Consider the following 23,686-nt stretch of genomic DNA (forward strand, 5'->3'; position numbering starts at 1 on the left):
GTTGTTGATTGGGTGTATTTCCCTCTTCCAACTCTAGGTTTAACAATTTCTTATCACTACCCTACGCTAGTTTTTGTACCTTTAAAAAAATATAAAATAACAGTTCAACTATGAAAAGAAAAGCAACCGCCGTATGGAACGGTACAGGTAAAGAAGGCAAAGGTCATTTAACTACCCAAAGCACTATTTTAAATCAAACGCAATACTCCTTCGGTTCAAGATTTGAAGAAGGTATAGGCACTAATCCAGAGGAGTTGATAGCTGCGGCACACGCAGGTTGTTTCTCGATGAAGCTAGCGTTTAACCTTCAAGCAGCAGGGTTCACCGCAGAGGAGCTAAAAACCAATTGTGTTGTAGTATTAGAAGAAGGTAGCATCACCCAGTCCAACCTTGAACTAACCGCAACGGTACCCAATGTTACTGAAGAACAATTTGCCGAGCTAGTGAAAGATGCTGAGTTGAACTGTCCAGTATCAAAAGTGTTGAATGCCACCGTAAGCGTTAGCTATACGCTACAAAACTAAAAAGTACTAGCCTGCAGCGCCACAAGGTTTTTAACTCTAAAAGCTACTTGCGCTTCAATAATTAACAATAGCCTATAGATGTTAAATGAATAAAAAGAAACGGTAAAAAGTATTTTTTATTTATATTTGACTTCTATAAAATTTGTACACATGAAAATGAACTCCTTATATGGCACAATAGTATTGGCCAGTTTAGCACTAGTTTCTTGCAAAAAGGAAGAAGAAGTAGTTCCTACTATCGATCCTAACAAGCAAATTATTATTCCAAGAGTTGCCCCTATCCCTAGCGGAATGAACACGGCACAGCAACCTCAACAGGTGCAACAAACCATAACACCAGAACAGATGCAACAAATGCAGATGCAACAACAAATGCAAATGCAACAGCAAAAAACAGCACAGGTGGTAACAAAACCAGGGATGAATCCGCCACATGGTCAACCAGGTCACCGATGCGATATTGCGGTAGGAGCTCCGTTGAACTCAAAACCTAATCCGGCAGCACCAAAAGCCGGTAGCGGAGAGGCACAAAAGATTACGCTAACGCCTAATCAAACCGGTACACCAGCTGCACCAGCAAGCGCAACGCCTGCTCTATTAAACCCAGAAGGTGCGGCAACCGCTACAGCACCCGGCATGAACCCACCACATGGTCAACCAGGTCACGTATGTGGAACGCCAGTAGGTTCACCATTACCAAAATAATAAAGTGTACGCATAAAAAAAGTCTCCCGAAAAGGAGACTTTTTTATTTTAGTGTATAGCCTTTGTTAGTCTAATACAAAACTAACATTTACAGTAGCATTGATTTCAATTTCGCCAATGGCTAATGTTTGTCTTGGAGCACTCTCAGCATCGGCAGCCATTCCCATCATAGCACCTTTATACATCGGCTGTGGAAAATAGATTTGAGAACTATCCGTAATCAAAAGTGCTTTGCCTACTTTTTGTCCTAAAACGGAAACATAGTCTTCCGCTTTTTGTTTGGCATTCAACATGGCTTTTTTGCGTGCTTCTCTTTCGTGTTCTTCCATTTTTGAGGATTTGAACTCTACGCCTTGAATTGAATTTACCCCAACATCGTTTAATCCCATCATGATTTCATCGTATTTTGATAAATCTTTCAATGTAATACTGATGTTTTGGCTCGCTTGGAAGTTGTATTTCTTCTTTTCGTAGTCGTAGTTTTTATAAAGACTTACGTTATCGGTTTTATAATCGGTAGCCGCAATGCCACTTTTCTTTAAAAACTTAATTACTTTATCTACAGTTTCGTCGTTAAGGGTTTTTACTTCTTTAGAATCTTTACCGGTATTCAAAACCCCAACTGAAATGATTGCTCTATCGGGAACAACTTTAATTTTTCCTTCTCCCGTTACTGAAATTTGAGGAACTTGAGGTTTATGCTCTTGCGCTTGTGTCATAGTCGAAAATACTACTGCTAAAATTAATACTACCTTTTTCATGATATGTTATTTATTGGTTTGTAAAGAAGATTTCAAAAGTTGTGCCAATTATAGTTTTCCTGCTTTAGCCATTACAAACAAAATGATAATAGGAACGGCTAATAGAATAACCATCAACAAATTATCTTGTAGCAGCGAAGGCATTTTTAACAAAGTAATAACATAACCACCAATAGCACCACCAAAATGAGCGGTATGTCCAATATTATCGGTTCTGGATTTCATTCCGTATATAGAATATAGAAGGTATAGAATTCCAAAAATATAGGCTGGCATCGGAATAATTCCAAATATACCAATAGTCATATCAGGATACATCAAAATAGCAGAATATAAAACTCCTGTTACAGCTCCAGAAGCACCAACGGCTCGATAACTATAGTCATTTCCATGGAAAACCATAGTCAACAAACTTCCAAAAACTAAACTTCCAAGATAGATGAGTATAAATGAAAAACTGCCTAATGTTTGAATTACAATTGGCGCAAAGAAATAAAGTGTAATCATGTTGAACGCCAAGTGAGGCAAATCAGCATGGAGAAAACCTGAAGTTAACATTCTAATCTGTTCACCAGAACGAATACTACCAACGTGAAACTGATATTTCCTGAAGAACATTTCATCATTAAAACCTTTGATACTAACCAGTACATTGGCAACGATTACAGCAAGCATAATATTGTTTTCCATAAATTATTTGAACCAAGATTTAACCATTTCTTTTTCGGGTAAGGCATCGTTTTTATGATGGAAATTATTGGTTTTACCATCATAATTATACTCCGAAGCCCATTCTTTATGATTTTCTGCTAAAGCAATAATGTTATTACAAACGTATTCAATCTCTTGATTAGTAGTCGTTGGGTGAATGGACATTCTAATCCATCCCGGTTTTTTTATTAAATCGCCCGAAGTAATTTGACACACTAAATCATGAGATGTTTCTTGGTCTACATGCAAAAGAAAATGTCCGTAGGTTCCAGCACAACTGCATCCGCCACGCGTTTGAATACCAAAACGGTCGTTCAAAATCTTCACGCCTAGATTATAATGCAAATCATCAATGTAAAAAGAGATTACTCCTAACCTATCTTTGTGTTGATTGGCTAAAATCTTGATATTCGGGATGTTTTCCAATCGGGAGAAAACATAGTCAACAATTTCGTGTTCGCGGTTTTGAATATTTTCCACGCCCATTTCTTCTTTCAATTGAATTGCCAAAGCGGTTTTTATCACTTGAAGAAAACCTGGCGTTCCACCATCTTCTCTATCTTCAATATTGTCGATGTATTTGTGTTCGCCCCAAGGATTGGTCCAACTCACGGTTCCGCCACCTGGACAATCGGGAACATTATTTTTGTATAAATTTTTATTAAAAAGTAAAACGCCTGTTGTTCCTGGTCCGCCAAGAAATTTGTGTGGCGAAAAGAAAATAGCGTCCAAATATCGTTCATCATCCGGATGCATATCAATAGCAACATATGGTCCAGAACAGGCAAAGTCAACAAAGCAAACACCGTTGTTCTCGTGCATAATTTTTGCCACTTCGTGATATGGCGTTTGAATTCCAGTTACATTGGAGCACGAAGTGATGGAAGCAATTTTAAAACTTCTGTCTTTGTATTTTTCTAACGTAGTTTTGAATTTCTCTAAACAAAATAATCCTTCTTCGTCACACGGAATTACTTCAACATCGGCAATAGTTTCTAGCCATGACGTTTGATTAGAATGATGTTCCATGTGAGAAATTAGAACAATCGGTCGCAATTCTTTTGGGATAGTGGTAAACTCTTTTAGATTTTCGGCAATGCGTAAACCTAGAATTCGTTGCAGTTTGTTTACAACTCCTGTCATTCCGGTTCCATCGGTAATTAGAACATCATCATCGTTGGCATTTACATGTCGTTTGATAATTTTTCTCGCTTCGTGGTACGCCATTGTCATTGCGGTTCCAGAAATGGTAGTTTCGGTATGTGTATTGGCAACAAATGGTCCAAAAACGTTCATCATTTTTTCCTCAATTGGACGGTATAATCTTCCGCTGGCTGTCCAATCGGTGTAGATTATTTTTTGGTTTCCAAAAGGCGATTGAAATTCTTGATTAATTCCGATGATATTTTTCCTGAATTGCTCAAAGTAAAGTTCTAGTGTTGTATCGTTTGCAGTAGCTAACATAGTAAAAAAATATAGTGCTCAAAGATACATTTTTTTGGATTAAATCGTTTTCGTAATTGATATTAAAACTTTCAAAACAAACGACTCATTTATATAGCATTTGAATTTCTTTGATGTTAAAAAAAGTAATTGAATCGTCTTCGAGCATCACTTGCAGTTTTCCGTCATGTGTTACGCCTTGAATGATTCCCATAAAGCGATTGTTTTTACTGTCTTCAAAAGCTAAAGGTTTGTCTATTTTAAATAGTTTTTCGTGGTATTTGTTCCAAAAAACTGTCATTGATTTATCTAACTGTTGGTATTTTTCTTCAATTTTTTTGACTATTTCTTCTGCAGTTTCAAAAATATCATAGTTTTTGTTGGTCAAACTTTTTAACGAAGTCGCTTTTGGTAAATCTTCAAAATTAGTTTGATTTAGATTTAACCCAATTCCAACAACCGAGTCGAAGCTTTCGCCGTTTTTTAAAACATTTTCAATCAATATGCCACCAACTTTCTTAGAATCTGCCATAATGTCGTTTGGCCATTTGATGGAAACCTTTTGAATTTCATGCCTTTCTAAAACTTCTAAAACTGCTAATGCCACTACAATATTCCAATCGAATAGTTTTTCATTGGAAATCATAACATTTTTTACCAAAACACTAAAAGTCAAGTTTTTACCAACTTCACTAACCCATTTCGAACCCATTTGTCCGCGTCCTTTTGTTTGCTCATTAGCAACAACAATGGTAAAATTATCGAGCTTTTTTTCTCTTGATAATTGCTTCAAATAGTCGTTTGTAGAATCTATGGCACTGAGTTTGATTATTTGCAAGGTAATAAGGTATAAATTAGTATAATTTTAGTACTTGGTTAGGCAAAAATAAGTACAAAATATAATACCTTTGCAAATCATAGAAATTTTATACATGGCGAAGAAAGAAGCTCAAACCGATGTTTTACTTGCAAACATCATCAAAGGAATAGAAGAAGTTAAAGGAAACGATATTGAAATCTTAGACTTAAGAGAAATAGATACAGCAGTTTGTGATTATTTTATCATCTGCAACGGAAATTCAAATACACAGGTTAACGCAATAGTTAACTCCATCCAAAAATTAGTTTCAAAAGAATTAAAAGATAAACCTTGGCATGTTGAAGGAACGGATAACGGCGAATGGGTTTTAATGGATTATGTGAACATAGTTGTTCATGTTTTTCAAAAACAAATTCGTGAGTTTTACAACATCGAAGGACTTTGGGGTGATGCCAAAATAACATCTATTCAAACCAATTATTAAAAAAACGAAAGCAAAAAAATGGCTAGCGAAAAGAAACCAAGTAATTTCAAAATAAGTCCAATGTGGATTTATGGAATTTTAATCCTGATTTTTATACTGCTGAATGTTTTTGGCGGTTCAAGTTTTCAAGAAGTAGGCAAATTGACTACCTCTAAATTCAACGAATATCTAGAAAAAGGTCAAGTTGAAAAAGTTATTATTTTTAATAAAACAGAAGCCGAAGTTTATCTTACTGCAGCTGCTTTAAAAGATAAAGCACACAAAAATATTTCAAAAGATATTTTAAACCGAGAAAATAAAGGTCCGCATTATAGTTTTGATATTGGCGATACTCAAAATTTTGAAAAAAGATTAGAAGAAGCCAAAAAAGAGAAAAAACTAGTTGATTATAACTTTAGTCAACGAAGTAACTGGGAAGAAATTTTCTTTAGTTTGTTACCTATCATTATTATCGTTGGTCTTTGGATATTCATCATGCGAAGAATGTCTGGCGGTGGAGCTGGCGGTGGCGGAGGTCAAATTTTTAACATTGGAAAATCGAAAGCAAAACTTTTTGACGAAAAAACAGATGTTAAAATTACTTTCAAAGATGTTGCTGGTTTAGAAGGCGCAAAAGAAGAAGTACAAGAAATTGTAGAATTCCTTAGAAATCCGGATAAATACACAACTCTTGGAGGAAAAATTCCAAAAGGTGCGCTTCTTGTTGGTCCTCCGGGAACAGGAAAAACATTGTTAGCAAAAGCTGTTGCAGGCGAGGCAAAAGTTCCTTTCTTCTCGTTATCGGGTTCTGATTTTGTGGAAATGTTTGTTGGTGTTGGAGCTTCACGTGTTCGTGATTTATTCAAACAAGCCAAAGACAAATCTCCAGCAATTATTTTCATTGACGAAATTGATGCTGTTGGTCGTGCTAGAGGAAAAAACAATTTTTCGGGTTCCAATGACGAGCGTGAGAATACCTTGAACCAACTACTAACCGAAATGGATGGTTTTGGAACAAATACTCACGTAATTGTATTAGCTGCAACCAATAGAGCCGATGTTTTAGACAAAGCTTTAATGCGTGCTGGACGTTTTGACCGTCAAATTTATGTGGATTTACCAGACATTAGAGAGCGAAAAGAAATATTTGAAGTTCATTTAAAACCGTTGAAAAAAGTAGATGGTTTGGACATTGACTTTTTAGCAAAACAAACCCCAGGTTTTTCTGGTGCCGATATTGCCAATGTTTGTAACGAAGCGGCATTAATTGCGGCAAGAAATAACAAAACTGCGGTTGATAAACAAGATTTTTTAGACGCTGTTGACAGAATTGTTGGTGGATTAGAAAAGAAAAATAAAATTGTCACACCTGCCGAAAAACGTGCTATTGCTGTTCACGAAGCTGGTCATGCAACAGTAAGTTGGATGCTTGAACATGCTGCACCATTAGTAAAAGTTACTATTGTTCCAAGAGGTCAAAGTCTTGGCGCTGCTTGGTATTTACCAGAAGAACGTTTAATTGTTCGACCAGAGCAAATGAAAGACGAAATGTGCGCAACAATGGGCGGAAGAGCTGCTGAAAAAGTAGTTTTTGACAAAATTTCAACGGGTGCTTTGAGTGATTTAGAAAAAGTAACAAAACAAGCTCGCGCCATGGTCACTATCTATGGATTAAACGAAAAACTTGGAAATATCACTTATTATGACTCATCAGGGCAAAGTGAGTATAATTTTTCAAAACCATATTCTGAAGAAACGGCTCAGGTAATCGATAAAGAAATAAATGGTTTAATAGAAAACGAATACCAACGTGCCATTAAAATATTAGAAGAAAACAAAGACAAATTAATACAACTTGCTGATATTCTGATAGAAAAAGAAGTTATTTTTAAAGACGATTTAGAAACCATTTTTGGAAAAAGACCTTTTGAAAAAGACGAAGAAGAAATTGTTTCAGAACAGTAAATAAAAAATTTAACATTTTATTAAAATCTTAATTCAAAAAATGCTTTTGAATTAAGATTTTTTTATCTTTGATGGATTCCTAAGAATAGCCTAGAATACAAAAAACACCAATGAGTCTATTTAGAAAAATATTTGGCAATAGCAATGACAACTCTGATGATGAGAGTAAAAGCGAGTTTAACAATGCTCCTTCTAGTTTTTCATTGCTCCCTGTGGATGAAAAATTCACTTACACTTTTAAGAAAAACGGCGGTAAATTTATCTATTGCGAAAACCTAAATGAGGTTAAAGAACAATTTTTAAATATTTTAGAAGAAAACGATTGGTTTGAGTGTGAAGCTTTATGTTTTGAGAGCAAATTGTATTCAATGCTTGACGAAAACAAACTTTCATACACCAATCCAACAGAACCAAAATTCTTATTTGCTAGTTGCGAAAACCTAATTGCAGACGAAGGTTCAGTACTTTTCTCTTCTAATCAAATAAAGCAACACAAGCCAAACGACTTGCCTAATAATATCATTATTCTAGCAACGACAAGTCAAATTCTTGAAAGCAAAAGCGATGGTCTTCGAGTTATCAAGAAAAAATACGACAAAGAATATCCAACCAATATTACTACCATTAAATATTTCGAAAAAGCAAAAGAAGAAGATTTCCTGCAATATGGAAGCAGCCCAAAAAATCTATACTTATTGCTTTTAGAAGATTTGTAAGATGAATTCCACTCTCACAAGAGCTATTTCTGGAGCAGTATATATTGTATTGCTGATTTCGGCTACGTTTTATTCTTCAAATAGTTTTCTTTTATTTTTTGGTATTTTATTACTGATTGCAGTAACAGAATTTTGCAAATTAGTACACCTAAAAAATATTGTTCCAATAGCAATTTCAGCTGGACTTTTTATTCTTTGCAATTTATCAAACACAATAAAAACGAACGATATTCTAATTTTATTGGCAACTTTACTCGTAAGTGTAAAAGCGATTGTATTTTTATTTGACAAAAAAAACAAACCTCTAGATTCACTTTCAAAATATGTCTATCTAATTGGTTATATTGTTTTACCATTTGTTCTTATTACTAAAATTCCATTTGTAGAAAATAATTACAACCCAAACATCATTTTAAGTATTTTTATTCTGATTTGGGTAAATGATACTTTTGCGTTTCTAGTAGGAAAAACTTATGGAAAACATAAGCTTTTTGAAAAAGTTTCTCCTAAAAAAACTATCGAAGGATTTGTTGGTGGGTTTATTTTCTCCATTTTTGCCGGAATTATTTTGGCTCATTTTTTAATGCTTCAATCTTATTTTCATTGGGTTTTCATCGCTATTTTGGCCTCTGTCTTTGGAACATTGGGCGATTTAGTGGAATCTAAATTCAAGCGAATTGCCAATGTAAAAGACAGCGGAACTATAATGCCAGGACACGGAGGTGTTTTAGATAGATTAGATAGTGTTATATTTGTAGCACCAATTGTATTTTTGTTTTACCAAATTATTTATTATGTTTCATAAAGAAGGTTATAAAATCATTTTCATTTCACTAGTTAGTTTCGTTGCCGCTATTATTTTAATTGACGAAATTACGGCATCTATTCCTTGGTTACGAATGACATTAATGCTAGTTGTTCTTTTCTTTTTTGTAATGATTTTACAGTTTTTTAGAAACCCAAAAAGAACCGTTGCGCTAAACGAAAACCAAATTATTGCTCCAGTTGACGGAAAAGTAGTTGTAATTGAAGAAGTCTTTGAAGCCGAATATTTTAAAGACAAACGTCTTCAAGTGTCTATTTTTATGTCGCCAATCAATGTACACGTAACTCGTTATGCGATGAGTGGAAAAATTAATTTTAGTAAATATCATCCAGGTAAATACTTGGTAGCTTGGCATCCAAAAGCAAGTACCGAAAACGAAAGAACAACTGTTGTAATTGAAAATAACACTTTCGGTGAAATTCTTTACCGACAAATTGCTGGTGCTTTGGCTAAACGAATTGTAAACTATGCCCAAGAAGGAATACAAGTTATTCAAGGTGAAGATGCTGGTTTTATCAAATTTGGTTCAAGAGTAGATTTATATTTACCGCTTGGCACAAAAGTTAATGTAAAGTTGAACGAAAAAGCCGTTGGTGGAAAAACCATTATTGCAATAAAAGAGTAAGTAATATGTCTGAAAAAGATTTAGATACTCGATTTCAAGAAGCAGTTGAAATAGCTTCAAAAATGACTCAAGCGTCATTGCCACAAGATGTTCAATTACGCTTGTATGCTTATTACAAACAAGCTACATTTGGAACAATTGAAACCAATAATACTTCCAATTTTGATTTAAGAAATGCTTTCAAAACCAATGCTTGGATGCAAATTAGTCATTTATCTATTGACGAAGCTAAAGAATTATATATTGAAGCCATTTTATCATTAGCTAACAAAAAACCTTAATTTTAAAATTCTTTCATCATGAAAAAAATGTTCCTAATTGCAATGACAATTTCGCTTTGTTGCACACTTCCGTCATGTAAAAGAAAAAAACTAACCGAAGTTGTAGAAGTTCCGCTTCCATCAGCCGAAGAAAAAATTACGATTGGTCATCCAGATGATGTTTCTGCTGATAATGGTCAATTTAGTTTGGTAAAATTACCTTATCAATATAATGAGTTATCGCCAGACATTTCTACCTTAACAATGGAAATGCATTATTCCAAACATTATTTAACTTATACCAATAACCTAAACCGATTGGTTGCTGCAGATGCTACATTAACCGATTTAGCCATTGAAGATATTCTAAAAAAACTAGATTTAAACAATGCCAATTTACGCAATAATGCTGGGGGATTTTATAATCATAGCATGTTTTTTGAAAGTATGGCACCAAAAGCTGGCGGTCAACCCAAAGATACTTTGGCAGCATCAATAACAAAAGATTTGGGCGGATTTGATATTTTTAAAACTCAATTTATCGAAGCTGCTGAGAAACAATTTGGTTCAGGTTGGGCTTGGTTAATTGTTGATAAAACTGGAAAATTACAAGTAACTAGTACTCCAAATCAAGACAATCCTTTAATGCCGAAACAAACTGTAGCTGGAACGCCAATTTTGTGTTTAGACGTTTGGGAACATGCCTATTATTTGGATTATCAATACAAACGCAAAAAATATATTGAGAACTTTTTTAATATCATCAATTGGAAAAAAGTTGGTGAACGCTATGAAGAAGCGATAGCGCAGAAGAAGTAAAATTTACAACAGTGTCTCAATATTTAATACTTTCTATTTTATTTTTGTTTGCTAGCATTTTATTCAACAAGCTAAGAATAATAAATAGAAAAGATTTAGAAGATAAAAATTATTCTTCTGAAAACATAAAAATAAGTTCCGTAAAAAATTGGATTTGGGTTATTGGCTTAGTAATACTCTCAATTATTTGTTTTTTAATGTGGCTTATTGAATAAAATCCCAAATTCCAAAAATATCTAATTGGAATTTGGGATTTTAATTTTGAGATTTTTTTGGAATTTTATTTTCTACCAAATAGAAACCAATTCACTGTCTTTTCTTCGCATTTTGCTTCCAGGTTTTATATTGAAAGCTTTATGGAATTCTGGCATATTTTCCACTACTCCATTAATTCTATATTTTGCTGGCGCATGAACATCTGTCAATAATTGATTAGCCAATGACTCTGGTTTGATATTAACCATCCAAGCATAAGCATAACCCAAAAAGAAACGTTGCTCTGGAGTTAAACCACTGATTTTTTCTTTGTTTTTATACTGAGGTGTTTTTTTGAACGCTTCAAATCCCATAACAACACCGCCTAAATCGGCAATATTTTCTCCTTGAGTAGCATCGCCATTGACAAATTTACCCGGTAATGCTTCATATTTACTGTATTGTTCCACGATAAGTTTGGTTTTTGCTTGGAACTTTTTCAAATCTTCTGCAGTCCACCAATTGTTCAAATTTCCTTTTTCATCATATTGACTTCCTTGATCATCAAATCCGTGTGTAATTTCGTGTCCAAATGTTGAACCACCAATAATTCCATACAAAACAGCATCATCTGGCATTCTTCCTTCAAATCCCGGAACCAAAATATTACATGCCGGAACACAAATTTCGTTGTTACTTGGGTTGTAATAAGCATTGTATGTTTGCGGATACATTCCCCATTCGGTTCTATCAACTGGTTTTCCATATTTAGAAATCATATCGTTTATTGCCCATTTATTTGTTGCCATAACATTTGCTAAATAGGTATCACGATTGATTTGCACATTACTCATATCTTTCCATTTATCAGGATAACCTACTTTCATAACGATTTTACTCAGCTTATTCAGTGCTTTTTTCTTCGTAGCTTCGCTCATCCAATCGAGATTTTTAATTCTTTCGGCATAAACAGCACTGATATTGTTACCAATTTCAAGCAGTTTTTCTTTGGAACCTTTTGGCAAATACTCTTTTACATAAATCTGTCCGATTAATTCACCCAAAGCACCATCGGTTTGTTCCACAATTCTTTTCCAGCGTGGTTTTTGTTCTTTTACGCCACTCATTACCGTTGAGAAAAAGTAAAAATTTTGTTTTTCGATAGACTTATTCAAATAAGAAGCATACGAATCTACTAAATCCCATTCTAAATAGGTTTTCCAATCTTCCAAAGAATAACTTTTTATCATTTTATTTAAAGCTACGTAAAACTCAGGTTGCCCAACAATAACAGTGTCAACATTTTTCAATCCAACGCCTGTTGTTACAACTTTCCAATCGATATTTAGCGTTATTTTATTGAATTCTGAAATACTCATTTTGTTGTAATTCTTAATCGGATCACGAAGTGCTTCCAATTTTCTGGAGTTTTTAGCCAACTCCGTTTCCATTTTCATAATAGTTTGCGCTTTTGCTTTTGCAACATCTTCAGAATAACCTGTTAGTTTAGCAATAGCTTCCAAATGTTTTACATATTCGTTTCGGATGTGAACTGTTTCATTATCAGTATTAAAATAATAATCACGATTTCCCATTCCTAATCCGCCTTGACTAAGAAAAACAGCATACTTATCGCTATTTTTATCGTCTTGACCTACATAAGCAGAAAAAGCAGGATTTCCACCAATGGTATGCAAATAGGCAATCGTGCTTAATAAAGATGAAATATCTGAAATATTTTTAATTTTCTGAATATCCGATTTCAGTGGTGACAAACCTAATTTTTCAATAGATAATGTATCCATACCCGAAGCGTAAAAGTCTCCGATTTTTTGTTCGTTACTACCATTTTTGGCATCAGTCATTGCTGCCGATTTTTCACAAATTTGTTTAATTTGAGAATTGATAGTATCGCCGATAGTTCTGAAAATTCCATTACTTCTCTCGCTTGCCGGAATTGGGTTTCGCTTGAACCATCCGCCATTGGCATACATAAAAAAGTCGTCTGATGGATTAACTGTAGTATCACGATTGGTGATTAACGGATCAGCAAAATCCGTTTCTTTTTGATTGCAACTTAAAATGGTTAACGCAGAGATAAATCCGAAAACCAGTGTTTTAGTCATTTTCATTTTGATTGATGATTGGTTAGTTAAATTACTTTTTGAAAATTAGTAGTAAAAATAATGATAATGTTACTTTTACAACTACATTTTATACAAAAAAAACGTCCCGAAAATTTCGAGACGTTTATAATTTTAGAGGTAATGCAATTATGCTTTTTTCTCTTCAGCTTTTTTAGAAGCGCAACAACCTGCTTTTTTTTCTTTGCTGCATTCTTTTTTATCTTCTGTAGTAGTTGCTTTTTCTGTTTTTTCTTTTTTCTTTTTATCTTTTGTAGGCTCAGTTGCATTAGCATTTACTGAAAACAAGAATGCTGCAATAGCAAACATAGAAACGATTTTTTTCATCTTTATAATTTTTAATATTAATAATCAGTTTTTTAGTAATCCAAATTTACATTTTATTTTGAATGTCTATCAATTTTTAACATTAATTTCTGCTTAATTTATGATTTCAATGTTGATGGACAAACAAAATTGGTTCTTTTAATTCCGGTATTTTTAATCGCTGCATATCCGCCTTTTACATCAATTACATTGTGATAACCTCTCGATTTCAAAATTGATGCCGCTATTACAGAACGATAACCGCCAGCGCAATGAATGTAAAAATCATCTTCTTTTGGAAATTCCGCTAAATGCTCATTTAAAAAATCCAAAGGCGTTGAAGGTACATTTTCAATGTGTTCAGCTTCAAATTCTCCTGGCTTTCTAACATCAAAAACTAAAGCTTCATTAACTAATTTTTCTTCCAATTCTGATGCCGTTACGCTATTTAAAGTATCGTATTCCAAACCATAATTTTTCCAAGCGTCAAATCCACCAGCTAGAAAACCTAACGTATTGTCATAACCAACTCGCGATAAACGAGTAATAGTTTCTTCTTCGCGACCTTCGGGAGTTACTAAAAGAATAGGTTGTTTATAATCTAAAATCAAAGCACCAACCCAAGGCGCAAATTGTCCGTCAATACCAATAAAAATGGATTTCGGGATATGTCCTTTTGAAAAATCATCCTGATGACGAACATCCAAAATCAAAGCATCGGTTTCATTAGCAACTGCTTCAAAAGTTTTGGCATCAAATGCTTTTGCTTCCGAAATAATATCTTCTACATTTTGATATCCTTCTTTATTCAACTTCACATTCATCGGAAAATAAGCTGGCGGTGGCAATAATCCATCAGTAACTTCTTTTATGAATTCTTCTCGTGTCATATCAGCTCGTAATGCATAATTGGTTGCTTTTTGGTCACCAATACTTCCAACGGTTTCTTTGCTTAGATTTTTTCCACAAGCACTTCCTGCACCATGCGCTGGATAAACGATAACATCATCTGCAAGTGTCATCACTTTAGAACGCAAACTATCAAACAGAATTCCTGCCAATTGTTCTTGTGTCATGTCGGCTGCTTTTTGAGCCAAATCTGGACGACCAACATCACCTAGAAATAAAGTATCGCCACTAAACAAGGCGTAATCTTTTCCGTCTTTATCTTTTAACAAATAGCAAGAACTTTCCATGGTATGTCCAGGTGTGTGAAGACAAGTGATGGTAATTTCTCCCAATTGAAAAACTTCGCCATCTTTTGCAATATATGCTTCAAATGACGGATTAGCATTTGGACCATAAATAATTGTTGCGCCTGTTTTTTCTGCCAAAGTCACATGTCCTGAAACAAAATCAGCATGAAAATGAGTTTCAAAAATGTATTTAATTTTGCTGTTGTTAGCCGTTGCTTTATCTACATATTGTTGCACTTCTCGAAGCGGATCGATGATTGTAACTTCTCCATTGCTTTCAATATAGTAAGCACCTTGCGCTAAACAACCGGTATATATTTGTTCAATTTTCATAATTATCTTAGTTTATAAAACAAAGTTAACGCAATTTGAATTGTCAAAATGTGATAAATGTTACATTTAATATTTTTTTAGGAAAAAAATAATTCTTTGGAGATAATATAAATTCCCGTAAAGAGAACAAACCAACCAAAAGATGTTTTGAGTTTTTCGCCAGAAACTTTTTTAGCAAGAAATCCTCCAATTAAAACGCCAATCATTGAGCAAGCTGTAAATATTAAAATCAATTTCCAATCTAATTTTTGTGTTCCAATATCGCCTAAAAAACCTAATAACGATTGAATGGCTACGATAAAAAGCGACGTTCCAACTGCGATTTTCATTGGTGTTTTTGCCATAAAAAGCAATGCCGGAATAATTAAAAATCCGCCGCCAGCACCAACAAATCCGGCAACTAATCCAATAAAAAGTCCTTGAAGAAATATTCCAAGATAGTTTAATTTATCATCATCTGTAGTAATTTTTTCTTTTACAGGTTTTATCATTCTTATGGATGCGAACATCATTACAATAGCAAAAACTACCATAATTAAAACCGATTTTTTCAGCGTAAAAAAAGAAGTCGAAAAAATGATTTCGGGAATATTAGGAATGATAAATTTTCGGGTTATAAAAACCGCTAAAACCGTTGGAACACCAAATAAAACTACCTTTTTAAAATCAACTAATTTTTCTTTTGCTTTTTGAATTCCACCAAACAAAGCGGATGTTCCAACTACAAACAACGAATAAGCAGTTGCCAAAATAGGTTCGATTTTAATTACATAAACCAATATCGGAACGGACAAAATAGAACCGCCACTTCCTATTAAACCTAATGTTATTCCAACAAAAACAGCTAAAATATATCCAATAATTTGACTGATTTCCATTAGTATTTTGTATTTATCAATTCAATCGTTGCACGGTGAAGTTTAATTTTTCCTTCGTTTTCAGCCGCTTTCAGCAATCGAGAAATTACTACTCGCGAAGTGTGTAAATCATAAGCAATTTCCTGATGCGTTGCATTGATTTCTCTAGTATTATTGATTTTGGCTTTTTCAACAAGATAATTCAGCAATCGTTCATCCATATTCATAAATGCCAAATTATCAATAGCCGAAAGCATTTCCTTCAATCGGTTGTTATAACTATTGAAAACATAATTTCGCCACGACTTGTATTTTCCAAGCCATTCTTCCATATTTTCCACCGGAATCATAATCACTTGTCCGTTGGTTTCGGCTACAGCTCGAATTTCACTTTTAACATTTCCAAGACAACACGCCATTGTCATAGCACAAGTATCGCCTTTTTCAATAAAATACAACAACAATTCGCCTTCATCAAAATCTTCTCTCAAAATTTTTATGGCACCTGAAATCAGCAAAGGCATTTTTTTAATATTATCACCAAAATCAATCAAAACATCGTCTTCTTTAAAATCTTTGAGCAATGAAACTCTGACGATATCATCAATTAATTTTTCTTCAAAAATATGTCCGTAGGTTTGTTGAAGTAGTTCTTTCATTTAAAAAAATTTTGAAATGTAAATTTCAATAAAAAAGAACAAAGAATGATTATCGATTGCTTAAAAAGAAAATATATTTTCAACTTTTTATAATAATTTTAATATTAGCAACGTTTATATTGTAGTAAATTGCACGCTAAACAGATAATAGAAACTATGGATAAGATAAAGATACTTTGGGTTGATGATGAAATTGATTTGTTAAAACCGCACATTCTTTTTTTGGAGAAAAAAAACTACGAAGTTACTACTTGCAACAACGGTCGTGATTCTATTGATATTTTTGCCGAAAACAATTTTGACATCGTTTTTCTTGACGAAAACATGCCTGGAATGAGTGGTTTGGAAACTTTATCTGAAATGAAAGAGAAAAAATCTTCCACGCCAGTAATTATGATTACCAAAAGTGAGGAAGAATATATCATGGAAGAAGCCATCGGTTCTAAAATTGCCGATTATCTTATCAAACCTGTAAATCCGAACCAAATTTTGTTGAGTTTAAAGAAAAACTTAGACCATTCGAGATTGGTTTCAGAGAAAACTACATTGGATTATCAAAAAGAATTCCGAAAAATTGCTATGGATATGGCGATGGTTCGCGATTTTAATGATTGGGTTGAATTGTATAAAAAACTACTTTTTTGGGAATTGGAACTCGAAAACATCAACGATCAAAGTATGTTTGAAATTCTTGAAAGTCAGAAAGTGGAAGCTAATTTTCAATTTGGGAAATTTATTGAAAAAAACTACGAAGATTGGTTCGAACCAAAATTAGACAAACCAATTCAATCGCATACACTATTTAGAGAATTGGTTGTTCCTGAATTGGTAAAAAAAGATAAACCCGTACTTTTTGTTGTCATTGACAATCTTCGTTATGACCAATGGAAAGCTATGGAAAGTGTGGTTGCAAATCATTATAAACTTGAAAAAGAAATTCCTTATTTTGCTAGTTTGCCAACTGCAACTCAATATGCTAGAAACTCTATTTTCTCTGGATTAACGCCTTTGGAAATGGAAAAACAGTTTCCTCAATATTGGAAAAATGATGTTGAAGAAGGTGGAAAAAATCTTTTTGAAGCCGAATTTTTAAGCGCACATTTAAAACGTTTAGGATTAAACATCAAGCAAGATTATTTTAAAATTACCAATTTATCCAGCGGAAAAAAGCTAGCAGAAAATTTCAAAGGTTTAAAAGACACTAATTTAGTTACGGTAGTTTACAACTTCGTTGATATGCTTTCCCATGCTAAAACCGAAATGGATGTCGTGAAAGAATTAGCTTCCGATGATAAAGCGTATCGTTCTTTGACTTTAAGTTGGTTTAAAAACTCACCGCTTTTGGAAATCATTCAACAAGCGCAAAAATTGGGTTTTAAGTTAATTATTACAACCGATCACGGAACAATTAACGTCAAAAACCCATCAAAAGTGATTGGTGATAAAAACACAAGTTTAAATTTACGATACAAAACTGGACGAAGTTTAACCTATGAAGACAAAGATGTTTATGCAGTAAAAGATCCAAAAAAAATTGGTTTACCTGCAATAAACATGAGTAGTTCTTATATTTTTGCAAAAAATGATTTGTTTTTGGCTTATGTCAACAACTACAATCATTATGTAAGTTACTATCGAAATACATATCAACACGGCGGAATTTCATTGGAAGAAATGATAGTACCGTTTTTAGTTTTTAATCCTAAATAAAGTAAAGAGTGAAAAATAAATAATGATTAGCTAAAAAAAGTATTTACTTTTAGTTTTCACTATTTACTCTTCACTATTTACTAATTCCTCAAAACATGGAAATAATATTTTCATTAGACGAAATACAACAAGTTGCGCAAAAAATAATTGCTAAAAATCCACAAAAAGTCATTCTTTTTCACGGACAAATGGGCGCGGGAAAAACTACTTTTATCAAAGCTTTGGCAAAAGAACTTGGTGTTACCGATGCAACGAGTAGTCCAACTTTTTCTTTAGTAAACGAATATAAAACAGCTAATGGCGAATTATTGTACCATTTTGATGTGTATCGTTTAAAAAGTGAAAGCGAAGCTTTGGATTTTGGCATTGACGAATATTTATATTCTGGAAATTGGTGTTTTATTGAATGGTCAGAAAAAATTCCGAATTTATTACCTGATGATTATTCTGAAATCACCATAAAAATATCCGATAACGGCAATCGATACTTGATTTTTCAATAACAAAATTGTCATTGATTTTTGTCTCGTCTTTTGGGACGAGATGAATTTGATTTTTTTAACCGTAAAGAACACCTAGAAAGCACAAAATTCGCAAAGTCATAGTGTTATTTCATAATTTGCAGTTGATTTTTGAATTTGATTTTTGAATTTTGAATTTGATATTGTTTTTTTCGTAATTTGTGCCATAATTGATTACAACTACAATGGCAAAAACACCTTTTACCAAAGAACAATTGCTTCCACAGGAAGAAAAACTAGAAATCTATCGTCATAAAAGTGAGCTATTTATAGGAATTCCAAAAGAAACTTCCTATCAAGAAAGAAGAATTTGCTTGACGCCAGATGCTGTAAATTCTTTGGTTTCTCATGGTCATAAAGTAATGATTGAAGCTGGTGCAGGATTAAGTTCTAGCTATACCGACAAAGAATATAGCGATGCTGGTGCAGCAATTACTAACGATACCAAAAAAGTTTTTAGTTGCCCAATCATTCTAAAAGTTGAACCATTAACCATTGCAGAAATTGAAATGGTTGCTAATAATGCCATTATAATTTCGGCTATTCAATTAAAAACTCGGAAAAAAGAATACTTCGAATTATTATCCAAGAAAAAAGTTACTGCTTTGGCATTTGAATACATCAAAGATGAAGATGGTTCATATCCTGCGGTAAAATCGTTAAGCGAAATTGCAGGAACAGCTTCGGTTCTAATTGCAGCTGAGTTGATGATTAATAACGAATTTGGAAAGGGTTTGCTACTCGGAAATATTACTGGCGTTCCACCAACCGATGTTGTTATTCTTGGTGCTGGAACTGTTGGCGAATTTGCTGCCAAAACTGCTTTAGGACTTGGCGCGCACGTTAAAGTTTTTGACAATTCAATTACCAAATTAAGACGACTACAAAATAACTTAAACCAACGAATTTTTACTTCAACTATCCAACCAAAATCGTTATTGAAAGCGTTGCGAAGATGTGATGTTGCCATTGGCGCAATGCGAGGCAAAGAACGTTGTCCAGTTGTGGTTACCGAAACTATGGTAGAACACATGAAAAAAGGTGCAGTAATTGTTGACGTTAGTATCGATACTGGTGGTTGTTTTGAAACTTCGGAAGTGACTACTCATGAATCGCCAACGTTTATCAAAAACAATATTATTCATTATTGTGTACCAAATATTCCATCAAGATATTCAAAAACCGCTTCACTTTCTATAAGCAACATCATTACGCCTTATTTGTTGCAAATTGCCGAAGATGGCGGATTGGAAAGTGCTATTCGTTGCAACAAAGGTTTAAAAAATGGCGTTTATCTTTATCATGGGATTTTGACCAACAAAGCTATTGGCGATTGGTTTAATTTACCTGACAACGATATTAATTTGATTGTCTTCTAATAATTCTTTTCTTTTAACTTACTGTTTCCGTTTTTCGGTTTACTTTTGCAAAAAAAATAATTTTATGAGATTAAGATATCGTTTTGCCTATTATTTAGTAGGTTTTACAATTGGGATGTTTTTTGTTGCCTTGGTTTGGAGCGGAAAAGATACTCGATGTAATTATTTTCCAAATGCTCGAGTTTTAAATGATTTAAGAAACAAACCATTTCATTATGACATTGAAGCTTCAAGGCGACTTTCGGAAGATTGGGTTGACTCAACCGATGTTAAAAACACGCTAACTCATGGCGATGTAGATTTTGACAAAAGTAATATCAAAACTGATGGCGGAAAGTTGTACATCATTTATGGAAAGAATAAGAAAAATGAAGCTATAACTTTAGAAGTTATCAACTACGAAAAGAAAGCAGTATTAAGAAACATTATTAAAGAATAATTTATTCACATTATTTTCAAGAACAGATATAAGATTAATTTTCATTATCATACATAAAAAAAAGGTTGCCAAATATGACAACCTTTTTTGTTTTAATATATTTTTTTAAAACTATGCTTCGTTAGCATGATGTCTTTTTTCGATTTCTTCGATATCTTTCTTGCTTACCGAGTCTACCAAGATTGGCGTTGCAATAAACAATGATGAATAAGTACCAACAAAGATACCAATCAACATAGCAAAGATAAATCCTCTAATTGACTCTCCACCAAAGATAAACATTATTAACAATACTAATATCATCGTTAAAGATGTATTGATTGTTCTAGAAAGTGTAGTATTTACCGAAGCATTAACTACATCTTTGAAACTTCCTTTTAAGTTACCTGCAAGGAATTCACGAACACGGTCAAATACAATTACGGTATCGTTCATCGAGTAACCAATAACTGTTAAAATTGCCGCAATAAAGTGTTGATCCATTTCCATGTGGAATGGCATGTATTTGTATAACAATGAATAAATCCCTAATACAAAAATAACGTCATGTAAAATAGCTGCTGTTGCTCCTAAAGCATATTGCCATTTACGGAACGAGAATACAAGGTATAAACCTACAACTGCCATTGCTCCAAGAACTGCCCAAAATGAATTGGTCTTGATATCCGCAGAAATAGCTGCTCCAACTTTTGACGATTGTAAAATACCTGTGGTTTTTCCATCATACGTATTTACAAAATTCTCATAGCTTAAATCACTAGAAAAATATTTTTTCAAAGTATTATAAAGCAATTTATTAACCTCTTCATCAACATTAACACCTTCTTCTTTAATTTTGTATTTAGTAGTAACCTTTAATTGATCTTTATCACCAAATACTTTTGCTTCAACCGCTACACCAAAAGCTGCAGACAATTCTTCTGAAACTTGAGTTGCGTCAACTGGTTTTTCAAATTTTACTTGGAAAGTTCTTCCTCCAACAAAATCAACACCTTCATCTAATCCGTTAACAAAGAATGAGACACAACTTACAATTACAACAACTGCTGAAATCATGTATGACCATTTTTTGAAACCAATAAAATCAAAGTTGAAGTTTGTAAACCAGTTTTTGGTTGTTGGAGTTGCAAACATTAAACTTCTATTAGCAGCAATATCTCTATCGATAAATATTCTAGCAATAAAGATAGAAGTAAATAATGAAGTGAAAATACCAATTAATAATGTTGTAGCAAAACCTTGAATTGGACCAGTTCCAAAGATGAATAAAATTGCTCCTGTTAATACGTGAGTAACGTTAGCATCAATAATAGAACGCATTGCACCTTTCCAACCATAAGCAGCTTCTACAGCTTCAGATAGAGATTTTCCTTCTCGGAGTTCTTCTTTTGCTCTTTCATATATAATAATATTTGCATCAACTGCAGTACCTAATGTTAACACGATACCAGCAATACCAGGCAAAGTCAATACCGCACCTAAACTTGCTAAAATTCCAAACAAGAAAAGTAAGTTTACTAATAACGCAGCATTTGCATACCAACCTGCTCTACCGTAATAGAACACCATCCATAAACATACTAATAGGAAACCAGCAACCGATGAAATCATACCAGCATCAATAGCTTTTTGTCCTAATGATGGACCAACAACTTCTGATTGAACAATTTCTGCAGCAGCAGGTAATTTACCAGCTCTTAAAACGTTAGCTAAATCTTTAGATTCAGCTACAGTAAAGTTTCCTGAAATTTCAGAACGTCCACCAGCAATTGGTCCAGAAGAAACACCTGGCGCAGAATAAACTACATCGTCAAGCGCAATAGCAATAAAACTTTTTTGAGTAAAAGCTCTTCCAGTTAATTCTTCCCAAACTCTTCCACCTTGACCATTCATTTGCATTGACACAGCTGGTTTACCCATTTGGTCAAAAGTATCTTGTGCGTCTACAATAACGCCACCGCTGATTGGAGCAATATCGTCTCTGTTTCCTTTTAATGCATATAAATCAACTGTTTCAGTCGTTTTTTTAGTTTTAGCATCAACTATTGAAGCTGGTTTTCCCCAAACAAATTTTACATTATTTTTGTCTGCAGGAATCAAAGCACGGACTTCTGGTCTTTTAAAATAACCATTGATTGAAGCTGTATCTTTTACATTAAAAACGGCTAAAACTGGTCCACCACCTTGTGCAATAATTTTGTCAAATAATGGATTGTTTCCTGTTTTTATAGCAGCAGTATCAGCATCTTTATCTGTCAATAACTTCGTTAATGAATCTTGAGGTTTTGCCACTTCTTTAACTTCTGATTTTACAGTAGCTTTCAAAGCTTCGTTTGCACCACCAAGAAATTGACTAAATTCTTCTGCTTTATAAGTTTCCCAAAACTCTAGTTCCGCTTTGCTAGAAACTAATTTTTTAATACGGTCAACATCTTTTGCACCTGGTAACTCGATTAAGATTCTACCGGTTTGACCAAGTTTAGCAATATTAGGTTGTGTTACACCAAATTTATCGATACGACTTCTTAAAACTCCAAAGGCAGATTCTACAGACTCGTCAACTTTTTTTGCCAAAACCTTTTTTACTTGATCATCAGACATGTTGAAATTAATTTCATCCGATAAGTTTCTGTTAGCAAAAATATCGGGAGAAGCTAATTTTGTAGTTCCTTTATTAGCATCAAATGCTTCAAAGAAAGCATCCAAATAACTTTGATTTCCTCTTTGATTTGCAGTTGCATCTTCTAAAGCTTTATTGAAAGCTGGGTTTTTAGAATTGTTCGACAAACCTTTCAATACGTCTTTAACCGAAATTTGAAGAATTACGTTAATTCCTCCTTCAAGGTCAAGACCTTTGTTGATTTGCTTGTCTTTTACTTCATTATAAGTAAAATTGGTAAACCCTAAATTGAATACTTCTACTTTCCCAATCGAATCAAGATATTTGATTTCTTTGTCAGGATTTCCACCTGCGAAAGCTTTTGCATCATTTTTTACTTTGTTTGCCACAAAAGTGAAAGAAAGTTGGTAGATACTCACCAATGCAAATAGAATTGCGAAAAATTTAACTAGTCCTTTATTCTGCATTATTACTAAAAATTAATTATTCTCTTGGTTATTGTTTTGAGCTTCAAAAGAAACAAACCATTGACATTCAAATCTTTACAAATCAAAGAAATGAAATTACAAATGTTGCCTTTTTTTGAAACGTGCAAATATATAATTCTAAGTGTGATTAACCAATATTTTGTTAATTAATATCAAAAAAAATCAAGGAAATCAAACACTCCTTTACAATTAAATAGTTAT

23 protein-coding genes are annotated in these 23,686 nt (G+C 33.4%); 13 read left to right on the plus strand and 10 right to left on the minus strand.

Annotated features, from left to right (window positions below; genetic code table 11):
- Nucleotides 1-110: 110 nt before the first annotated feature.
- Nucleotides 111-524, plus strand: coding sequence for an OsmC family protein (locus IAI56_RS12005; RefSeq protein ID WP_187658102.1), 414 nt, complete (start codon nt 111-113; stop codon nt 522-524).
- Between the two features lie 150 nt (nt 525-674).
- Nucleotides 675-1,229 carry a hypothetical protein gene (locus tag IAI56_RS12010; protein ID WP_187658103.1) on the plus strand — a complete coding sequence of 185 codons (555 nt, stop codon included), beginning with the start codon at nt 675-677 and terminating at the stop codon, nt 1,227-1,229.
- Nucleotides 1,230-1,294: 65 nt separating this feature from the next.
- Here the strand turns inward: IAI56_RS12010 and IAI56_RS12015 are convergent, their stop codons facing one another.
- The 4 genes from IAI56_RS12015 to IAI56_RS12030 all read right to left on the minus strand — a co-directional run bounded on the left by IAI56_RS12015 (nt 1,295) and on the right by IAI56_RS12030 (nt 4,982).
- The gene (locus tag IAI56_RS12015; RefSeq protein ID WP_187658104.1) at nt 1,295-1,990 is read right to left on the minus strand and encodes an SIMPL domain-containing protein; all 696 of its coding nucleotides are present in this window, start codon (nt 1,988-1,990) and stop codon (nt 1,295-1,297) included.
- Between the two features lie 48 nt (nt 1,991-2,038).
- A complete protein-coding gene (locus IAI56_RS12020) occupies nt 2,039-2,680 on the minus strand; it encodes a rhomboid family intramembrane serine protease (protein ID WP_187658105.1) in 642 nt (213 codons plus the stop codon).
- A gap of 3 nt (nt 2,681-2,683) precedes the next feature.
- Nucleotides 2,684-4,165 (minus strand): aminotransferase class V-fold PLP-dependent enzyme, encoded by a 1,482-nt coding sequence (locus tag IAI56_RS12025; protein ID WP_187658106.1) that lies wholly within the window; start codon nt 4,163-4,165, stop codon nt 2,684-2,686.
- 85 nt (nt 4,166-4,250) lie between these two features.
- Nucleotides 4,251-4,982 carry a biotin--[acetyl-CoA-carboxylase] ligase gene (locus IAI56_RS12030; protein WP_187658107.1) on the minus strand — a complete coding sequence of 244 codons (732 nt, stop codon included), beginning with the start codon at nt 4,980-4,982 and terminating at the stop codon, nt 4,251-4,253.
- Between the two features lie 94 nt (nt 4,983-5,076).
- On the opposite strand from IAI56_RS12030, the gene rsfS reads away from it, so the two are divergent.
- From rsfS to IAI56_RS12065, 7 genes are all read left to right on the plus strand, one after another.
- On the plus strand, nt 5,077-5,448 hold the full coding sequence (gene rsfS / locus IAI56_RS12035; RefSeq protein ID WP_187658124.1) for a ribosome silencing factor: 372 nt from the start codon (nt 5,077-5,079) through the stop codon (nt 5,446-5,448).
- Nucleotides 5,449-5,466: 18 nt separating this feature from the next.
- A complete protein-coding gene (gene ftsH / locus IAI56_RS12040) occupies nt 5,467-7,392 on the plus strand; it encodes an ATP-dependent zinc metalloprotease FtsH (protein ID WP_187658108.1) in 1,926 nt (641 codons plus the stop codon).
- A gap of 110 nt (nt 7,393-7,502) precedes the next feature.
- Nucleotides 7,503-8,108, plus strand: a complete 606-nt coding sequence (locus IAI56_RS12045; RefSeq protein ID WP_187658109.1) for a lactate utilization protein B/C — start codon at nt 7,503-7,505, stop codon at nt 8,106-8,108.
- A gap of 1 nt (nt 8,109) precedes the next feature.
- Nucleotides 8,110-8,913, plus strand: a complete 804-nt coding sequence (locus IAI56_RS12050; protein WP_187658110.1) for a phosphatidate cytidylyltransferase — start codon at nt 8,110-8,112, stop codon at nt 8,911-8,913.
- Nucleotides 8,903-9,559 carry a phosphatidylserine decarboxylase family protein gene (locus IAI56_RS12055; RefSeq protein WP_187658111.1) on the plus strand — a complete coding sequence of 219 codons (657 nt, stop codon included), beginning with the start codon at nt 8,903-8,905 and terminating at the stop codon, nt 9,557-9,559. Before IAI56_RS12050 ends, IAI56_RS12055 begins: the two co-directional genes overlap by 11 nt.
- A gap of 5 nt (nt 9,560-9,564) precedes the next feature.
- Nucleotides 9,565-9,840, plus strand: coding sequence for an acyl-CoA-binding protein (locus IAI56_RS12060; RefSeq protein WP_187658112.1), 276 nt, complete (start codon nt 9,565-9,567; stop codon nt 9,838-9,840).
- An 18-nt stretch (nt 9,841-9,858) separates the two neighbouring features.
- Entirely contained in the window at nt 9,859-10,638 is a 780-nt protein-coding gene (locus IAI56_RS12065) for a superoxide dismutase (protein ID WP_187658113.1), read from the plus strand.
- 287 nt (nt 10,639-10,925) lie between these two features.
- On the opposite strand, the gene IAI56_RS12070 is transcribed toward IAI56_RS12065, so the two are convergent.
- The 5 genes from IAI56_RS12070 to IAI56_RS12090 form a co-directional block, all read right to left on the minus strand.
- Nucleotides 10,926-12,959: a M13 family metallopeptidase gene (locus IAI56_RS12070; RefSeq protein WP_239106947.1), complete on the minus strand. Its 2,034-nt coding sequence runs from the start codon at nt 12,957-12,959 to the stop codon at nt 10,926-10,928.
- 147 nt (nt 12,960-13,106) lie between these two features.
- The gene (locus IAI56_RS12075; RefSeq protein ID WP_187658115.1) at nt 13,107-13,304 is read right to left on the minus strand and encodes a hypothetical protein; all 198 of its coding nucleotides are present in this window, start codon (nt 13,302-13,304) and stop codon (nt 13,107-13,109) included.
- Between the two features lie 98 nt (nt 13,305-13,402).
- Complete coding sequence (locus tag IAI56_RS12080) at nt 13,403-14,812, minus strand: MBL fold metallo-hydrolase (protein ID WP_187658116.1); 1,410 nt, start codon at nt 14,810-14,812, stop codon at nt 13,403-13,405.
- Nucleotides 14,813-14,889: 77 nt separating this feature from the next.
- Nucleotides 14,890-15,690 (minus strand): sulfite exporter TauE/SafE family protein, encoded by an 801-nt coding sequence (locus IAI56_RS12085; RefSeq protein ID WP_187658117.1) that lies wholly within the window; start codon nt 15,688-15,690, stop codon nt 14,890-14,892.
- Nucleotides 15,690-16,328 carry a Crp/Fnr family transcriptional regulator gene (locus IAI56_RS12090; RefSeq protein ID WP_187658118.1) on the minus strand — a complete coding sequence of 213 codons (639 nt, stop codon included), beginning with the start codon at nt 16,326-16,328 and terminating at the stop codon, nt 15,690-15,692. The genes IAI56_RS12085 and IAI56_RS12090 overlap by 1 nt, the downstream gene beginning before the upstream one ends.
- Before the next feature lie 156 nt (nt 16,329-16,484).
- Between IAI56_RS12090 and porX the strand changes: the two genes are divergently transcribed.
- From porX to IAI56_RS12110, 4 genes are all read left to right on the plus strand, one after another.
- A complete protein-coding gene (gene porX / locus IAI56_RS12095) occupies nt 16,485-18,038 on the plus strand; it encodes a T9SS response regulator signal transducer PorX (RefSeq protein WP_187658119.1) in 1,554 nt (517 codons plus the stop codon).
- A gap of 95 nt (nt 18,039-18,133) precedes the next feature.
- Entirely contained in the window at nt 18,134-18,541 is a 408-nt protein-coding gene (gene tsaE, locus IAI56_RS12100; protein WP_187658120.1) for a tRNA (adenosine(37)-N6)-threonylcarbamoyltransferase complex ATPase subunit type 1 TsaE, read from the plus strand.
- Between the two features lie 203 nt (nt 18,542-18,744).
- Nucleotides 18,745-19,938 (plus strand): alanine dehydrogenase, encoded by a 1,194-nt coding sequence (locus IAI56_RS12105; protein ID WP_187658121.1) that lies wholly within the window; start codon nt 18,745-18,747, stop codon nt 19,936-19,938.
- Between the two features lie 64 nt (nt 19,939-20,002).
- Nucleotides 20,003-20,377 (plus strand): DUF4258 domain-containing protein, encoded by a 375-nt coding sequence (locus tag IAI56_RS12110; RefSeq protein ID WP_187658122.1) that lies wholly within the window; start codon nt 20,003-20,005, stop codon nt 20,375-20,377.
- Between the two features lie 111 nt (nt 20,378-20,488).
- On the opposite strand, the gene secDF is transcribed toward IAI56_RS12110, so the two are convergent.
- Nucleotides 20,489-23,464 carry a protein translocase subunit SecDF gene (secDF, locus tag IAI56_RS12115; RefSeq protein WP_187658123.1) on the minus strand — a complete coding sequence of 992 codons (2,976 nt, stop codon included), beginning with the start codon at nt 23,462-23,464 and terminating at the stop codon, nt 20,489-20,491.
- Between the last annotated feature and the right edge of the window lie 222 nt (nt 23,465-23,686).

This window comes from Flavobacterium macrobrachii (assembly GCF_014486675.1).
In the GTDB taxonomy this organism is placed as follows: domain Bacteria; phylum Bacteroidota; class Bacteroidia; order Flavobacteriales; family Flavobacteriaceae; genus Flavobacterium; species Flavobacterium macrobrachii.

Coding starts and splice junctions, on each gene's coding strand:
- IAI56_RS12005 (WP_187658102.1), top strand. CDS start 111: ATGAAAAGAAAAGCAACCGCCGTATGGAACGGTACAGGTAAAGAAGGC.
- IAI56_RS12010 (WP_187658103.1), top strand. CDS start 675: ATGAAAATGAACTCCTTATATGGCACAATAGTATTGGCCAGTTTAGCA.
- IAI56_RS12015 (WP_187658104.1), bottom strand. CDS start 1,990: ATGAAAAAGGTAGTATTAATTTTAGCAGTAGTATTTTCGACTATGACA.
- IAI56_RS12020 (WP_187658105.1), bottom strand. CDS start 2,680: ATGGAAAACAATATTATGCTTGCTGTAATCGTTGCCAATGTACTGGTT.
- IAI56_RS12025 (WP_187658106.1), bottom strand. CDS start 4,165: ATGTTAGCTACTGCAAACGATACAACACTAGAACTTTACTTTGAGCAA.
- rsfS (WP_187658124.1), top strand. CDS start 5,077: ATGGCGAAGAAAGAAGCTCAAACCGATGTTTTACTTGCAAACATCATC.
- ftsH (WP_187658108.1), top strand. CDS start 5,467: ATGGCTAGCGAAAAGAAACCAAGTAATTTCAAAATAAGTCCAATGTGG.
- IAI56_RS12045 (WP_187658109.1), top strand. CDS start 7,503: ATGAGTCTATTTAGAAAAATATTTGGCAATAGCAATGACAACTCTGAT.
- IAI56_RS12050 (WP_187658110.1), top strand. CDS start 8,110: ATGAATTCCACTCTCACAAGAGCTATTTCTGGAGCAGTATATATTGTA.
- IAI56_RS12055 (WP_187658111.1), top strand. CDS start 8,903: ATGTTTCATAAAGAAGGTTATAAAATCATTTTCATTTCACTAGTTAGT.
- IAI56_RS12060 (WP_187658112.1), top strand. CDS start 9,565: ATGTCTGAAAAAGATTTAGATACTCGATTTCAAGAAGCAGTTGAAATA.
- IAI56_RS12065 (WP_187658113.1), top strand. CDS start 9,859: ATGAAAAAAATGTTCCTAATTGCAATGACAATTTCGCTTTGTTGCACA.
- IAI56_RS12070 (WP_239106947.1), bottom strand. CDS start 12,959: ATGACTAAAACACTGGTTTTCGGATTTATCTCTGCGTTAACCATTTTA.
- IAI56_RS12075 (WP_187658115.1), bottom strand. CDS start 13,304: ATGAAAAAAATCGTTTCTATGTTTGCTATTGCAGCATTCTTGTTTTCA.
- IAI56_RS12080 (WP_187658116.1), bottom strand. CDS start 14,812: ATGAAAATTGAACAAATATATACCGGTTGTTTAGCGCAAGGTGCTTAC.
- IAI56_RS12085 (WP_187658117.1), bottom strand. CDS start 15,690: ATGGAAATCAGTCAAATTATTGGATATATTTTAGCTGTTTTTGTTGGA.
- IAI56_RS12090 (WP_187658118.1), bottom strand. CDS start 16,328: ATGAAAGAACTACTTCAACAAACCTACGGACATATTTTTGAAGAAAAA.
- porX (WP_187658119.1), top strand. CDS start 16,485: ATGGATAAGATAAAGATACTTTGGGTTGATGATGAAATTGATTTGTTA.
- tsaE (WP_187658120.1), top strand. CDS start 18,134: ATGGAAATAATATTTTCATTAGACGAAATACAACAAGTTGCGCAAAAA.
- IAI56_RS12105 (WP_187658121.1), top strand. CDS start 18,745: ATGGCAAAAACACCTTTTACCAAAGAACAATTGCTTCCACAGGAAGAA.
- IAI56_RS12110 (WP_187658122.1), top strand. CDS start 20,003: ATGAGATTAAGATATCGTTTTGCCTATTATTTAGTAGGTTTTACAATT.
- secDF (WP_187658123.1), bottom strand. CDS start 23,464: ATGCAGAATAAAGGACTAGTTAAATTTTTCGCAATTCTATTTGCATTG.